Origin of the sequence: Bradyrhizobium sp. HKCCYLRH3073 (assembly GCF_051167995.1) — a bacterium.
Classification (GTDB): Bacteria; Pseudomonadota; Alphaproteobacteria; order Rhizobiales; family Xanthobacteraceae; genus Bradyrhizobium.
The window spans coordinates 446272-461960 of record NZ_JBNPUD010000002.1 but is presented as its reverse complement, the minus strand read 5'-3'; the positions used below and the strand labels follow the sequence as shown (position 1 = coordinate 461960).

Genomic DNA, 15689 nt, shown 5'->3' with positions numbered 1-15689 from the left:
CGGGAGAAGGAGCGCACCATCGCCGGGGCGACGGCTCGCTCCAACGAGCTCAATCCCCGCTCGGCGGCGCCAGTGGCTGGACGAAAGCCTGGAATGGCGACAGCGCCTCACAGCGGGCGGCGTGCGTAGCCAGCGCCGGGTAACGCGTCGCGTCGAACAGATGCGGATGCGCCTCGCGGGTGAAGCGCAGGACGCAGGCGACGGCGATGTCCGCGTGGCCGATGCGCTCGCCATACCAATAATCCGTCGTCGCGGCGGCGCGCTCCGCCTCCAGCATCGCCAGCACGCCGGAGATCTGCGTCTCGCAACGCGCGACCCACAGGGCCAGGCGGTCCTTGCGCAGCACGCGCTCATAGATCAGGCTGACGGCCTTGTCGCCGAGACCGGTCGCGAGCGCGATCGTATGCAGCTGCCTGCGGCGCGGCGCGCCGCTGCGCGCCAGCATGGCACGCTCGGGCCCGACGGCCTCATCGAGGTGATCGAGGATCGCCGCCGAATCGATCAGCGCATCGCCGTCATCGAGCACCAGCACCGGCACCCGGAGCAGCGGATTGTACGGCGCGATCTTGTCGGCATCGCCGAAGGTCGACCACGGCTTGTGCTCGAACGGGATGCCGTAGAGCTCGAGTGCGATCGCGGTGCGGCGGACGAAAGGCGAGTCGTATTGGCCGATCAGGAACATCGGTTATCCTCCTGTGCGGCGCATTGAAGCGCCGTTCGGCGCCGTTGTCAGCTGCCACGTTCAGGCGAGCAGCGGCACATGCGCGGCGACAGAACGCGGCAGGGTACCGTCGAGGCGGGGATCGGGGGCGATCTCGATCTGGCGGCGATAGGGGCGGAAGCCGGAGCGCTGGTAGAAGGCCAGCGCGCGCGGATGATCGAAGCTGCAGGTGTGGACCCAGAGCCGCGTCAGCGGCTGCGCCCAGGCGCGGCGCAGCGCATGGTTCATCAGCAGGCGTCCGGCGCCGGTGCCGATCAGCCTGTCGGTGACGCCGAACAGCACCAGCTCGCAATCGGTCTTGTTGCGGAAGTCGAGCTCCAGCAGGGCTTCGTCACCGCCGTCATGCGCCAAGGTGTAGATCTCGACTCCGTCGGCGCGAACTGTCTTGGCAAGCTCCGCATCGCTCATCCGCGTGCGCTGCGACCACAGCCACTCCCAGCCGACGCGGGCATAGAGGTCGCGGTACCAATCGAGATCGGGCTGCGCGACGCGGCGAATGCTCCAGTCGCCGATCGGATCCGGCGGCAACACCGGCGGCGCCACCATTTCCAGCGAGGTCACCACGGCCGCGACCTTGCCGTGTGGAACGTCGTAGTGGCCGTCGGGGACCGACATGCCGTTCACCTACTCGCCCTCGTCGCTCGCCAGCACGCCCTTCACGGCGCGGGCCCAGCCGGCGAGCTTGCGCTCCCGCGTGGCCGCGCTCATCGCCGGCCGGAAGCGGTGCTCGAGCCGCCAATTGTCGGCGAACTTTTCCGGCTCCGGATAGACGCCGGCGTTGAGGCCGGCGAGATAAGCGGCGCCGAGCGCGGTGGTCTCCTGAATCATCGGACGGTCGACTGGTGCGTCGAGCAGGTCGGCGAGACGCTGCATGGTCCAGTCCGATGCGGTCATGCCGCCGTCGACGCGCAGCACGATCGTGGCTGCGGACGCATCGGGCCAGTCGGCGCGCATCGCGGCCCACAGATCGTAGGTCTGGTAGCACACGCTCTCCAGCGTGGCATGCGCGAGCTCGGCCGGGCCGGTATTGCGGGTCAGGCCGAACAGCGCGCCGCGCACGCGCGGATTCCAATACGGGGCGCCGAGGCCGACGAAGGCCGGCACCAGATAGACCGACTGCATGGAATCGGACTTGTCAGCGAGCGGGCCGGTCTCGGCGGCATGCTTGATGATCCCGAGCCCGTCGCGCAGCCATTGCACGGCCGAGCCGGCGACGAAGATCGAGCCTTCGAGCGCGTAGGTCCGGACGCCGTCGAGCTGATAGGCGATGGTGGTCAGCAGCTTGTTGTTCGACTTCACCGGCGTGGCACCGGTGTTGAGCAGCGCGAAGCAGCCGGTGCCGTAGGTGGACTTCATCATGCCCGGCGTGAAGCAGGCCTGGCCGATGGTCGCCGCCTGCTGGTCGCCGGCGATGCCCGCGACCTTGATCGGGCCGCCGAACAGCTCGGGCGTGGTGGTGCCGAAATCGGCCGAGGAGTCCTTCACCTCGGGCAGCATCGAGCGCGGCACGCGCAGCAGCTTCAGCAAGGTGTCGTCCCACTGCCCGGTGTGAATGTTGAACAGCAGCGTGCGCGAGGCGTTGGTGGCATCGGTGGCGTGGACCCGTCCGCCCGTCAGCCGCCACAGCAAATAACAGTCGACGGTGCCGAACATCAGCTCGCCACGCTCGGCGCGCTCGCGCGCGCCCGGCACGTGATCGAGGATCCAGGCGACCTTCGTGCCTGAGAAATAGGGATCGATGATCAGGCCGGTCTTCGCGCTGACCTCCGGCTCATGGCCTTCGGCTTTGAGACGCGCGCAGATGTCGGCGGTGCGGCGGTCCTGCCAGACGATGGCACGGTGGACGGCCTGGCCGGTGGCACGGTCCCACACCACGGTGGTCTCGCGCTGGTTGGTGATGCCGATCGCCGCGATGTCCTTCGCCGTCAGTCCCGCCTTCTCCAGCGCGTCGCGGCAGGTCATCACCGTCGAGGTCCAGATGTCCTCCGGCTCGTGCTCGACCCAGCCCGAGGCCGGGAAATGCTGCGGAAATTCCTGCTGCGCGACCGCGGCGATCGAGATGTCGGAGCGGAACACGATCGCGCGCGAGGACGTGGTGCCCTGATCGATGGCCAGCACGAAGGACATGGGGTTTCTTCCCGGGAGTTGACGACGTTGGGCCGACAAGCAAGCGGATTGGCGGGGGAAGGTCAAGGAGGTTGGGAGCGCGCGACGTCCTTCTGGAAAAAGTGGAGAGTTCGCACCTTACGAGCATCCAACCCCGTGTCCGAACTTGGCTGGGACCACTGCGCTGCGCATGGCTGGGCCCTCTCCCCTTGTGGGAGAGGGCCACACCGCCGACAGCCGCAAGCTCACTCGGGTGAGCGGTTGGCGCCACATGCGCGCTCTGAGTACGCGGAGAGAGACACCTCACCCGGTTGCGCTTCGCGCAACCACCCTCTCCCACAAGGGGAGAGGGTGCGGCTATCGTGTGGAGAGATTTTTACACCGCCGCCGTCGTGACGCCGCCGTCGACCACGATGGTCTGCCCCGTCATGAAGGTCGAGGCATCCGACGCCAGATACGCCACCGCGCCGGCGATCTCATGCGGCTCGCCGATGCGGCGGAGCGGGGTCGTCGCGCAGCGCTGTTTCAGGCGGGCTTCGTCCTCCCACAGCGCGCGGGCGAAGTCGGTCTTGATCAGGCCCGGCGCGACGCAGTTGATGCGCACGCCTTGCGGGCCCCATTCGCCGGCAAGGCTGCGGCACAGCGCGAAGTCGGCGGCCTTGGAGATGCCGTAGGCGCCGATCACGGTCGAGCCGCGCAGTCCTCCGATCGAGGACACGATGACGACCGAGCCTTTGCCGCGCGCGGCCATCGGCGGGATCGCCTTGGCGCAGAGCCAGAGATTGCTCTTCACGTTGGAGGCCATGATCTTGTCGAAGGCCTCGTCGGTGATGTCAAGCAGCGGACCGTAATACGGGTTGACCGCAGCATTGCAGACGAGGATGTCGACCTGGCCGTATTGGCTGACGGCGCCGTCGATCAGCGCATCGACCTCGGCGCGGCGCGAGATGTTGCAGGGGATGACGCGGGCCTCGCCACCGCTCGCGCGGATGCCGCTTGCCACTTCCTCGCAGGCGTCGGCCTTGCGGCTGGAGATCACGACCTTGGCGCCGAGCTGCGCCAGCAGCTCCGCGGAAGCACGGCCGATGCCACGGCTCGAGCCGGTGATGACGGCGACCTGGCCGGAGAGGTTGAAGGGATTGGGGATCATATTCTGCGTCCTCCGAGTCATTGCGAGGAGCGAAGCGACGAGGCAATCCAGGGCGACGCGTGACGCCCTGGATTGCTTCGCTACGCTCGCAATGACGGCTCAAAACACCCGAGCCGGCGTAGGCTCTCACGCTCGTCATGCGCGGGCTTGACCCGCCTGCGGGGCCGAAGCCCCTTCGGCGCGGCGTAGGCCCGCGCATCCATCATCAAGGAGCGATGGGTTGCCGGGTCAAGCCCGGCAACGACGGACCATCTCAGATCAACCCACCCGCCTCGCTGACGCGGCGCGTGTGGTAGTCGGTGTCACCGAAGGTGCTCTCGATCATGGTCAGGCGCTTGAAGTAGTGGCCGATCTTGGCCTCCATCGTCATGCCGATGCCGCCGTGGAGCTGGATCGCCTGCTGGCCGACGAACTTGGCCGACTTGCCGATCTGCACCTTGGCCGCGGCGATCGAGGTGGCGCGCTCCTTGGCGTCGTCGAAGTCGGCGGCCATGGTGGCGAACATCGACATCGAGCGGGCCTGCTCCAGCGCGACGAACATGTCGGAGGCGCGGTGCTGCAGCGACTGGAACGAGCCGATCGCGACGCCGAACTGCTTGCGCGTCTTGATGTACTCGACCGTGGTCTTGAGCGACTCGTCCATCAGGCCGACGGCTTCCGCACACAGTGCGATGCGGGCCTCGTCGACGACGCGCTCGATCAGCGGCAGAGCGTTGGCAGGATCGCCGATCGCGGCGTCGGCGCCCACTTCCACACCGGTGAAGGTGATGTCCGCCGCGTGCAGGCCGTCCTGGGTCGGATAGCCCTTGCGGGTGACGCCCTTCGCGTCGGCCGGCACGATGAACACGCCGATGCCCGACTTGTCGCGCTGGCCACCGGAGGTGCGCGCGGAGACGATCAGGGTGTCGGCATTCTCGCCGTTGAGCACGACGAACTTCTCGCCGTCGATGACCCAGCCGTCGCCCTTCTTCTTGGCGGAGGTGGCGACATCGAACAGGTCGTAGCGCGACTGCTTCTCGAGCTGCGCGAACGCAAACGTCTTGCTGCCGTCGATGATTCCGGGCAGATGCGCGGCCTTCTGCGCCGCCGATCCGCCATGACGGAGGAAACCGCCGGCAAGCACGACCGTGGCGAGGTAAGGCTCGAGCACCAGCGCGCGGCCCATCGCCTCCATCACGATCATGGTCTCGACGCCGCCGGCGCCGAAGCCGCCGTCTTGCTCGGAGAACGGCAGACCGAGCAGGCCCTGCTCGGCGAGCTTGGACCACATCGCGCGGCTCCAGCCGCCCTTCTCCTTCATGTAGAGCTTGCGCTTGTCGAAATCGTAGGCATCCGCCAGCAGGCCGTCGATGCTGTCCTTGAGGAGACGCTGCTCCTCGGTGAGATCAAAATCCATTGGTTGACTCTCCAGTATCCCCATTCTCCGTCATGCCCGCGCTCGTCGCGGGCATCCACGTCGTGCCCGGGCAGGGCTGCGCGTGGATGGCCGGGTCAAGCCCGGCCATGACGGCGTGCGTTGTCGAAGCGCTGCGGCTCACAGGTCAGAGCCCCAGCACCGCCTTGGCGATGATGTTGCGCTGGATCTCGTTGGAGCCGCCGTAGATCGAGACCTTGCGGTTGTTGAAATAGCTCGGCGCGATCTGGGCGGTCCAATCCATGGTCTCGTTGCTGTCGTCGTCGCCATGGACGTCGTAGGGCGCGGCGAACGGGCCGATCACCTCCATCAGCAGCTCGGTAGTGGTCTGCTGGATCTCGGAGCCCTTGATCTTCAGCACCGAAGACGCCGGATTGGGCTTGCCCTTGCCGTGCTTGCCCTCGTCGGCGACGACGCGCAGCTGCGTCAGCTCCAGCGCCTTGAGCTCGACCTCGCATGCGGTGAGCTTCTCGCGGAACGACGGATCCTCCAGCACCGGACGGCCGCCCGCCTCGATCTTGGCGGCGAGCTCCTTGATGCGGCGGATGCGCTCCTTGGAGACGCCGACGCGGGCGATTCCGGTGCGCTCATTGCCGAGCAGGAACTTGGCGTAGTCCCAGCCCTTGTTCTCCTCGCCGATCAGGTTCTCATAGGGTACCTCGACGTCGTCGAAGAACACCTCGTTGACCTCGTGGCCGCCGTCGATGGTCTGGATCGGACGCACGGTGACGCCCTTCGACTTCATGCTGAAGACGATGAAGGAGATGCCCATCTGCTTCTTCGCGGAGGGATCGGTGCGGCACAGGCAGAAGATCATGTCGGCGTGCTGGGCCAGCGTGGTCCAGGTCTTCTGGCCGTTGATGATCCACTTGTCGCCGCGGCGCTCGGCCTTGGTCTTCAGCGAGGCCAGGTCGGAGCCGGAGCCCGGCTCCGAGAAGCCCTGGCACCACCAGTCGTCGACATTGGCGATGCGCGGCAGATACTGCTTCTTCTGCGCCTCGTTGCCGAAGGTGTAGATCACCGGGCCGACCATGCTGACGCCGAAGGCGAGCGGCTGCGGCGCCGGATAGGCCTGCAGCTCCTCGTTGAAGATGTAGTGCTGCACCGAGGTCCAGCCGGTGCCGCCATATTCCGTCGGCCAGTGCGAGACGCCCCAACCCTTCTTGTTGAGGATGCGCCACCAGGTCACCATCTCGTCCTTCGACAGATGGCGGCCCTCGATCATCTTCCGCCGTGTCTCCGGCGGCACGTTGTCCTTGAAGAACTGCCGGACTTCCTCGCGGAACGCCTGCTCTTCCTTCGTGAATGCAAGATCCATTGGATCGCTCCCTTAGGTACTCGAATGGTTCGTTTCGCTCCGCTGTCGTCCCTGCCTAGTGCGCAATTGCGCACGCGGCGCAAGCGACCCATAACCACCGGCTAACGTTGGAGGCACAGGCGACTGCCGTTGTGCCCCAAGCAACATCACGCGGTATGGGTCCCGGGTCTGCGCCCGCGAGCGCTGTTGCGCGCGCGGGCTTGCCCGGGACGACAGCTGTTTGAAATCCCGCGCGACGCTCGCCCGGGATGACGGCTGTTGTTTACTGCAGCACCTCGAACAGGCCGGCGGCGCCCATGCCGCCGCCGACGCACATGGTGACGACGGCGTACTTGGCCTTGCGGCGGCGGCCTTCGATCAGGGCGTGGCCGGTGAGCCGCGCGCCCGACATGCCGTAGGGATGGCCGACCGCGATGGCGCCGCCATTGACGTTGATCTTGTCGGGGTCGATGCCGAGCTTGTCGCGGCAGTACAGCACCTGCACGGCGAACGCCTCGTTGAGCTCCCACAGGCCGATGTCGTCGACGGTCAGCCCGTGGCGCTTGAGCAGGCGCGGCACCGCGAACACCGGGCCGATGCCCATCTCGTCGGGCTCGCAGCCATGCGCGACGAAGCCGCGGAAGATGCCGAGCGGCTGCAGGCCGCGCTTCGCCGCAGTGGCGTCGCTCATGATGACGCAGGCCGAGGCGCCGTCGGAGAGCTGGCTGGCATTACCCGCGGTGATCGAGAAGCCGTCGCCGCGCACGGCCTTGAGGCCGGCAAGACCTTCGGCGGTCGTCTCGGGACGCGGCCCCTCGTCCTGCGACAAGGTGACGTCCTTGAACGAGACATTGCCGGTGGCCTTGTCGGTGACCGCCATCTTGGTGGTGATCGGCGCCAGCTCGTCGTTGAACTTGCCGCCCTGCTGCGCGGCCGCGGTGCGGCGCTGGCTCTCCAGCGCATATTCGTCCTGCCGTTCGCGGGAGATGCCGTAGCGCTTGGCGACGATCTCGGCGGTGTCGATCATCGGCATGTAGACGTCGCCCTTGATCTCGAGCAGCGCCGGATCGGTGGCCTGGAAGCTGTTCATCTTGTCGTTCTGGACCAGCGAGATCGATTCGCCGCCGCCGCCGACTGCGATCTCGACACCGTCGAAGATCACCGAGCGCGCCGCGAGCGCAATCGCCTGCAGACCGGAGGCGCATTGGCGGTCGATCGTGGTGCCGCCGACCGACACCGGCAGGCCGGCACGCAGCAGCGCCTTGCGCGCGATGTTGCCGCCGGTCGAGCCCTGCTGCAAGGCCGCGCCCATCACGACATCCTCGACCTCTGCCGGATCGACCTTGGCGCGCTTGACCGCCTCGCCGATGGCGTGGCCGAGCAGCGTCGCGCCGCCGGTGGCATTGAGCGCGCCGCGATAGGCCTTGCCGATCGGCGTGCGGGCGGTGGAAACGATGACGGCATCGGTCATGGGCGACCTCCTGTTGTTGTCACTGATGTTTGATGTGAGACGCGGGTGATTGCTGCTGGCGCAGTTCGTGACGCGACAGCTTGCCGACCGGCGTGCGCGGCAGCTCGTCGACGAACTCGACCGCCGCCGGCAGCTCGTGCTTGCCGAGCTTGCCGGTGAGGAAGGCGCGGAGATCCTCGACCGGGAACGGCGCAAAGCCGTCGCGCAGCTTGATGAAGGCCTTGGCCGCCTCGCCGCGATAGGCGTCGGGAATACCGATCACGATGACCTCCTGCACCGCCGGATGGGTGTAGATCGCCTGCTCGATCATCTGCGGATAGACGTTGAAGCCGCCGGAAATGATCATGTCCTTCTTGCGGTCGACCAGGAAGTAGAAGCCGTCGGCGTCGACATAGCCGATGTCGCCGGTCAGGAAATGATCGCCGACGAACGACTGCGCCGTTTCCTCCGGCCGGTTCCAATAGCCCTTGGTGACGTTCGGCCCCTTGATCCGGATCTCGCCGACCTCATTCACGCCGAGCACCTTTGCGGGATCCTCGAGCGACACGACGTCCATCTCGATGCCGGGCAGCGTGATCCCGATCGAGCCGGGCTTGTCCGGGCCACCCTTGGGATGGGCGGTGCCGGGCGAGCAGGTCTCGGTCATGCCCCAGCCGCTCTTCAGCTTCATGCCGACGCGTCGCTCCAGGATGCGCGCGACCTCGACCGGCAGCGGCGCGCCGCCGGAGCCGACGCTGGTCAGCGACGACAGATCACGCTTGTCGAGATCGGGCAGGTTGGCGATCGCGATCCACATCGTCGGCACGCCGGGAAAATAGGTCGCGCGCTTGACCTCGATGTCGCGCATCACGGCGTCGAGATCGAAGCGCTGGTGCAGCGAGATCAGGCTGCCGAGGCGCAGCGAGGTCAGCAGCACCACCGTCAGTGCATAGATGTGGAACAGCGGCAAGACGCAGATCACGCGGTCGGAGCCGTTACCGTTTGCACGCGTCGCGCGGCCCCAGACTTCGGCGATCGACACCGCGGAGGTGAGATTGCCATGGGTCAGCATCGCACCCTTGGGCAGGCCGGTGGTGCCGCCGGTATATTGCAGCAGGGCGATGTCGTCTGGCGAGATCGAAGGCCACGCCATAGGCGCAACGGCGCCTTCGACGAAGGCGCGGTGCGTGATCACCGCGGGATTGTCCGGCAGCGCCGTCTGCGGCGTGCCGACTTTGCCCCAATCATCATCCTCGCAGACGATCAGGCGATCGATCAGTCCCTTGGCGAGGAACTTCAACGCGGTCGGCAGCAGCGCTGATAGGTTCGACGTGACGAGAATGCGCGCGCCGGAATCGCTGAGCTTGTGCGACAAGGCGATCTCGCCATCGAGCGGCGACAGGTGCACCACGCGGGCGCCGGCCTTGAGCGCGCCGAAGAAGTTGATCGGATGATCCGGCGTATTGCCGAGGAACAGCGCGATCGACGCGCCCTTGCCGAAGCCGGCGCGCAGGAACGCGGCGGCGGCCTGGTCGACGAGCGCCGCGAGTTGCTTGAAAGTGATGGGGCGGTCGCGGAATTCCAGCGCGTCGCCATCGCCGAAGTCACTGACCGCCTTTGCCAGCAGATCCGGCAAGGTGCCACGCGCGATCGGCGCGTCCCAGCGGACGCCTTCGGGATAGAACTGTTCGCCAGGATGGGTCATGCGAGCTCAATGTCCGTTGGCGTAAGACGGCCCCGCTGTCTCCGTTCCCTCCCCCCTTGTGGGGGAGGGTCAGGGAGGGGGGTGGCCCCGGGCGAGACTGCCCGTGTGGACCCCCAACCCCTCCCCGCAAGTGGGAGGGGAGCGCAGCCGGGCGCAGAGTGATAGTTGGGCCGCCTCAAGCGGCCTTCCCCTGCGCCAGCGAGGCGAAGGTCTTGCCTTCGTCGGCGAGCTTCTTCAGCAGCGGCGCTGGCTCCAGCGACGGGTCATTGGTCTCCTTGGCATAGAACGCCAGCCGCTCGGCAATGTGCTTCAGGCCGACGCTGTCGGCCCAGTACATCGGGCCGCCGCGATAGATCGGCCAGCCATAGCCGTAGAGCCAGACAACGTCGATGTCGGACGGACGCGCGGCGATGCCCTCGGCGAGGATCTTCGCGCCCTCGTTGATCATCGGATACATCATGCGCTCGAGGATCTCCTCGTCGCTGACCGCGCGGCGCTTGAGGCCGAGCTTGGCGAGCGTCTCGTCGATCAACTTCTCGACATCGGGATCCGGCAGCGGCGCACGCGAGCCGGCCTCGTATTTGTAGTAGCCCTTGCCGGTCTTCTGGCCGAAGCGGCCGGCTTCGCACAGCGCATCCGCGATCTCGCTCTTGATGCCGCGGTCCTTGCGCGAGCGCCAGCCGATGTCGAGGCCGGCGAGATCGCCCATCGCGAACGGGCCCATCGGCATGCCGAACTTGGTGACGACGGCATCGACCTGCTGCGGCAGCGCGCCTTCGAACAACAGCTTCTCGGCCTGCTTGCCACGCTGCGCCAGCATGCGGTTGCCGACGAAGCCGTCGCAGACGCCGACCACGGCCGGCACCTTGGCGATCTTGCGGGCGATCGACACGGCGGTGACGAGCGCATCCGGCGCGGTCTTCTCCGCGCGCACGATCTCGCACAGCTTCATGACGTTGGCCGGCGAGAAGAAATGCATGCCGAGCACGTCCTGCGGACGGCTGGTCTCGGCGGCGATTGCGTCGATGTTCAGATACGAAGTGTTCGAGGCCAGCACCGCGCCCGGCTTGGCATATTGATCGAGCTTGCCGAACACTTCCTTCTTCACGGCCATGGTCTCGAACACCGCCTCGATGACGAGGTCGGCGTCCTTGACGTTCTCGAGACCGACCTTGCCGTCGATCAGCGCCATGCGCTTGGCCGGGGCGTCCGCCGGAATGCCGCCGCGCGCGGCGGTCGCCTCCCAGTTCTTCTGCATGATGCCCATGCCGCGCTTGAGCTGCTCCTCGGCGGTCTCGATCAGGGTGACCGGGATGCCGGCATTGGCGAACGACATCGCGATGCCGCCGCCCATGGTGCCGGCGCCGATGATGGCGACGCGCTCGACCTTGCGGCCCTTCGTGCCCTCGGGCACGCCGGCAATCTTGGCCGCCTCGCGCTCGGCGAAGAACGCGTAGCGCTGCGCCTTGGACTGGTCGCTGGTGAGCAGCTTGAGGAAGCCCTCGCGCTCCCGCTTCAAGCCCTCGTCGAACGGCAGATCGATCGCATAGCCGACCGCATCGGCCGCCGCGAACGGCGCCTCCAGCCCGCGCGACTTCTTGGTGATCGCAGCGACCGCATTGGTGAAGATCGAGCGATCGGCCTTGGCCGCGGCGATCTTGGAGTCATCGTCGCGCAGCTTGCGCAGCGGACGGTTCTCCGCCACCACCTTGCGCGCGAAGGCTTCGCCGCCCGATGCCGGCCCCTCGACGATCTCCTCGATCAGGCCCGCCTTCAGCGCTTCGGCTGCGCCGATCGGATCACCGGCGACGATCATCTTGACCGCGAGCTCCGGCCCCACCGCGCGCGGCAGGCGCTGCGTTCCGCCCGCGCCCGGCAGCAGGCCGAGCTTCACCTCGGGCAGGCCGAGCTTCGCCTCCTTGGTGGCGACACGATAATGACAGGCGAGCGCCACTTCGAGACCACCGCCCAGCGCCGTTCCATGAATCGCCGCGATGACCGGCTTGGGGCTGTTCTCGATCGTGCTCAGCACGTCGTTGAGCGCCGGCGGCTTCGGCGGCTTGCCGAACTCGGTGATATCGGCGCCGGCAATGAAGGTGCGTCCGCCGCAGGTCAGCACGATGGCCTTGATTGCGGGATCGTCGATCGCCGCCTTGACGTTGTCCAGGATGCCGCCGCGAACTGCGGCACTCAGCGCATTGACGGGCGGACTGTCGATGGTGACGATGCCGATGATGTCATGACGATCAAGCTTTGCCACTTCGCTCACGCGTAAGCTCCTTGGGATGTCGTTTCTTTGCGGCCGGTTAACGTTCCGACCCCTTCTTGGCTCTTCATTTGCGCAGAGGTTCAGCCTTGCTTGCGTCTACCCGCTGCCGGACATCAATTCCGCAGTGCGAAATCTAATTCCACATCTTGACAGCCAGGGTTATTTTGAAGCACGAGCGTTGTCAACGAGGCTCATCAATCAACAGCCGATGACATGAAACGCCCAGGGAAGAAAGCTGCGACCGATCGCAACTTCGTCGTTGCGCTGTCGCGCGGCCTCGAGGTGCTCAGGGCTTTCCGGCCCAATGACGGCCTGCTGGGCAACCAGGAGATCGCGGCGCGCACCAACCTGCCCAAGCCGACCGTGTCGCGCCTGACCTACACGCTGACCAAGCTCGGCTATCTCACGCCCGTTCCCCGCTTCGAGAAATATCAGCTGGCGCCGTCAGCGCTGCTGCTCGGCTACGCCGCGCTCGCCAATCTCGGCGTGCGCCAGCTCTCCGAGCCGTTCCGCGAGCAGCTGATGCGCGAGACCGGCGGTGCGGTGGCAATCGGCGGCCGCGACCGGCTCAGCATGATCTATATCGGCCAGAGCCGGCACGGCGTCGTCAACGTCGAGCTCGACGTGGGCTCGCGCATTCCGATTGCGACCACCGCGATGGGCCGGGCCTATCTCTGGGCGCTGCCCGAAGAGGAACGCGCCGTGCTGATGCGCGAGATGCGCGAGCATTACGGCAACCGCTGGCCCAAGATCCGTGACGGGATCGAGCGCGCCGGCGAAACCGTCGCCAAGTACGGCTTCACGATCTCGGCCGGCGAATGGCAGGATGACGTTCACGCCGTCGGCGCGGCGTTGAGGCTCAACGATGGAACGGGTCCTTACGCGATCAATTGCGGCGCGCCTGCATTCCGCTTCACGGAAGAGCGCCTGCTCACCGACATTGGACCTCGTCTCGTGGCGATGGTAAGGAAAATCGAAGCAGCGCTTGGCGGACTTGCGCCGCAAACTAATCAGACGAATGTTCATGCGAACAATTCGTCTCACAAAGAACTCAATAAAAAGCCGAAGCCAGGAGGAAAAGTTGCCCGTGTTGCCGAGGGTATCAGATAGCCTGCATCATCGCGGTCGGCTGGCGCCGCGTCCTGACCTGAACGATTTCGGGAGGGGCGAGACGAGATGACGCAGGCACAACTCGCCCAGACCAACGATCCGCTGCTCGCCGTCCGCGACGTCAGCGTCGTGTTCGGCGGCATCGTGGCGCTCAACGGCGTCTCGTTCGACATGCGCCAGGGCCAGATCCTCGGCCTCATCGGCCCGAACGGCGCCGGCAAGACCACGCTATTCAACTGCCTCAGCCGGCTCTACCAGCCGAGCTCCGGCGACATCCTGATGGAAGGCCACAGCATCCTGAAGCGGCCGCCACACCGCATCGCCGAGATCGGCATCGGCCGCACCTTCCAGAACGTGGCGCTGTTCCCGAACTTGTCGGTGCTCGACAACGTCCGCGTCGGCACGCATGCGCGGACCTCGAGCGACATCATCTCCGATTCGCTTCGTCTCGCCTGGATCCGCCGCAGCGAGACTTCGGTGAATACCAAGGTTCACGAGATTCTCGCCTATCTCAACCTCGAGGAGGTCGCGCACAAGACCGTGTCCGGGCTGCCGTTCGGCACCCAGAAGCGCGTCGAGCTGGCGCGCGCGCTCGCCGCTGACCCGAAGATCCTGCTACTTGACGAGCCCGCCGGCGGCCTCAATCACGAGGAAGTCTATGTGCTCGGCGACCTGATCCGTCGCATCCGCGACGAGCGCCATGTCACCGTGCTGCTGGTCGAGCATCACATGGGACTGGTGATGTCGATCGCCGACCACGTGGTGGCGCTGAATTTCGGCCGCAAGCTCGCCGAGGGCACGCCCGCGCAGGTGCAGGCCGATCCCGACGTCATCAAGGCCTATCTCGGGAGCAAGGATCAATGACGGCGCTGCTCAACGTCAAGGACCTGCGCGCCTATTACGGCCAGGTCCAGGCCCTGCACGGCCTCTCCTTCTCGCTCAACGAAGGCTCGCTGACGACCCTGCTCGGCGCCAATGGCGCCGGCAAGACCACCACCCTGCGCGCGATCTGCAACATGGTGCGCTCGACCGGTGCGATCGAGTTCGAGGGCAAGCCGCTCAACAACAAGTCGACCGAGAGCATCGTCCGCTTCGGCATCGCGCACGTCCCGCAGGGTCGCGGCACCTTCACCAACATGACGGTGGAGGAAAACCTGCAGCTCGGCGCCATCACCCGCTCCGACAAGGCGGGCATCGTCGCCGACATCGAGCGGATGTATTCCTACTTCCCCAAGCTGAAGGAGCGTCATACGCAGCAGGCCGGCACCCTGTCCGGCGGCGAGCAGCAGATGCTGGCCGTGGCGCGGGCGCTAATGCTGCGTCCCAGGTTGATGCTGCTCGACGAGCCGTCGTTCGGCCTCGCGCCGCTGGTGGTCCGCGACCTCTTCGGCATCCTCGGCAAGATCAACCGCGAGGAAAAGGTCTCGATCCTCGTCGTCGAGCAGAACGCGCAGCTCGCGCTGGAGCTCGCCGATCAGGCCTATGTGATCGAGACCGGCCGCATCGTCATGTCCGGCGCGGCCTCGGACATCGCGAACGACGAGAACGTCCGCAAATCCTATTTGGGCTACTAACGGAGGCGGGACAATGGAGCTGTTCACCAACCAGGTCCTGGCCGGCATTGCGACTGGCGCGATCTACGCCTGCATGGCGCTCGCGGTCGTGATGATCTACCAGGCGATCGACCATCTCAACTTCGCGCAAGGCGAGATGGCGATGTTCTCGACATTCATCTCCTGGCAGCTGATGCAATGGGGCCTGCCCTACTGGGTCGCCTTCGTGGCGACGCTGGCCCTCTCCTTTGCCGGTGGCATCGCGATCGAGCGCGTGCTGTTCAAGCCGCTCACCAAGGCGCCGATCCTGACCCAGGTCGCCGGCTTCATCGCGCTGTACTCGATCATCAACTCCTTTGCCGGACTGACCTGGGACTTCACCATCAAGCAGTATCCGACGCCGTTCGGATCGTCGCCGTTCCTGGGCAGCCAGCTGATCTCGACGCACCAGGCCGGCATGATCGGCATCACCTTGCTGCTGCTGATCGGCCTGTACTTCTTCTTCCAGTACACCAGGGTCGGGCTTGCGATGCGTGCGGCGGCGGCGGTGCCCGAGTCGGCGCGGCTGGTCGGCATCAACACGTCGTGGATGATCGCGCTCGGCTGGGGCATGGCGGCAGCGATCGGCTCGATCGCCGGCATGCTGATCGCGCCGGTGGTCTTCCTCGAGCCGAACATGATGGGCGGCGTGCTGATCTACGGGTTCGCCGCCGCCGTGCTCGGCGGCCTGACCAGCCCGTTCGGCGCGGTGCTCGGCGGCTTCCTGGTCGGCATCTTCGAAAATCTCGCCGGAACCTACATCCCGCATGTGGGCAACGAGATGAAGCTGCCGATCGCTCTGGCCCTCATCATCTCCGTCCTGGTCATCAAGCCCGCCGGCCTGTTCGGCCGCAACATCGTGAAGCGAGTCTGAT

The 15689-nt window shown here is 66.3% G+C and carries 13 protein-coding genes; 4 read left to right on the top strand and 9 right to left on the bottom strand.

All coding sequences use genetic code 11. The features are described from left to right. Positions 1-49: 49 nt before the first annotated feature. The 9 genes from ACQR1X_RS06005 to ACQR1X_RS05965 form a co-directional block, all read right to left on the bottom strand. On the bottom strand, positions 50-682 hold the full coding sequence (locus ACQR1X_RS06005; protein ID WP_434894968.1) for a glutathione S-transferase family protein: 633 nt from the start codon (positions 680-682) through the stop codon (positions 50-52). Positions 683-742: 60 nt separating this feature from the next. Beyond that, on the bottom strand, positions 743-1336 hold the full coding sequence (locus ACQR1X_RS06000) for a GNAT family N-acetyltransferase (RefSeq protein ID WP_315805751.1): 594 nt from the start codon (positions 1334-1336) through the stop codon (positions 743-745). 9 nt (positions 1337-1345) lie between these two features. Further along, a complete protein-coding gene (gene glpK, locus ACQR1X_RS05995) occupies positions 1346-2848 on the bottom strand; it encodes a glycerol kinase GlpK (RefSeq protein ID WP_315805750.1) in 1503 nt (500 codons plus the stop codon). A 355-nt stretch (positions 2849-3203) separates the two neighbouring features. Next, the gene (locus ACQR1X_RS05990) at positions 3204-3977 is read right to left on the bottom strand and encodes an SDR family NAD(P)-dependent oxidoreductase (protein WP_315805749.1); all 774 of its coding nucleotides are present in this window, start codon (positions 3975-3977) and stop codon (positions 3204-3206) included. A gap of 253 nt (positions 3978-4230) precedes the next feature. After that, positions 4231-5373 (bottom strand): pimeloyl-CoA dehydrogenase small subunit, encoded by a 1143-nt coding sequence (gene pimD, locus ACQR1X_RS05985; RefSeq protein ID WP_434898505.1) that lies wholly within the window; start codon positions 5371-5373, stop codon positions 4231-4233. A 145-nt stretch (positions 5374-5518) separates the two neighbouring features. Beyond that, the gene (gene pimC / locus ACQR1X_RS05980) at positions 5519-6709 is read right to left on the bottom strand and encodes a pimeloyl-CoA dehydrogenase large subunit (RefSeq protein WP_434898504.1); all 1191 of its coding nucleotides are present in this window, start codon (positions 6707-6709) and stop codon (positions 5519-5521) included. 262 nt (positions 6710-6971) lie between these two features. Then, positions 6972-8159, bottom strand: a complete 1188-nt coding sequence (locus ACQR1X_RS05975) for an acetyl-CoA C-acyltransferase (protein ID WP_315805746.1) — start codon at positions 8157-8159, stop codon at positions 6972-6974. A gap of 19 nt (positions 8160-8178) precedes the next feature. Beyond that, a complete protein-coding gene (pimA, locus tag ACQR1X_RS05970) occupies positions 8179-9843 on the bottom strand; it encodes a dicarboxylate--CoA ligase PimA (RefSeq protein ID WP_434890306.1) in 1665 nt (554 codons plus the stop codon). A 175-nt stretch (positions 9844-10018) separates the two neighbouring features. After that, positions 10019-12112, bottom strand: a complete 2094-nt coding sequence (locus ACQR1X_RS05965; protein ID WP_315805744.1) for a 3-hydroxyacyl-CoA dehydrogenase NAD-binding domain-containing protein — start codon at positions 12110-12112, stop codon at positions 10019-10021. Positions 12113-12325: 213 nt separating this feature from the next. On the opposite strand from ACQR1X_RS05965, the gene ACQR1X_RS05960 reads away from it, so the two are divergent. The 4 genes from ACQR1X_RS05960 (at position 12326) to ACQR1X_RS05945 (ending at position 15688) form a co-directional block, all read left to right on the top strand. Further along, positions 12326-13222, top strand: a complete 897-nt coding sequence (locus ACQR1X_RS05960) for an IclR family transcriptional regulator (protein ID WP_315805743.1) — start codon at positions 12326-12328, stop codon at positions 13220-13222. 66 nt (positions 13223-13288) lie between these two features. Continuing rightward, positions 13289-14086: an ABC transporter ATP-binding protein gene (locus ACQR1X_RS05955; RefSeq protein ID WP_316177188.1), complete on the top strand. Its 798-nt coding sequence runs from the start codon at positions 13289-13291 to the stop codon at positions 14084-14086. After that, complete coding sequence (locus ACQR1X_RS05950) at positions 14083-14796, top strand: ABC transporter ATP-binding protein (RefSeq protein ID WP_315805741.1); 714 nt, start codon at positions 14083-14085, stop codon at positions 14794-14796. Before ACQR1X_RS05955 ends, ACQR1X_RS05950 begins: the two co-directional genes overlap by 4 nt. A 13-nt stretch (positions 14797-14809) precedes the next feature. Then, positions 14810-15688 carry a branched-chain amino acid ABC transporter permease gene (locus ACQR1X_RS05945; RefSeq protein WP_315805740.1) on the top strand — a complete coding sequence of 293 codons (879 nt, stop codon included), beginning with the start codon at positions 14810-14812 and terminating at the stop codon, positions 15686-15688. Position 15689 lies beyond the last annotated feature (1 nt).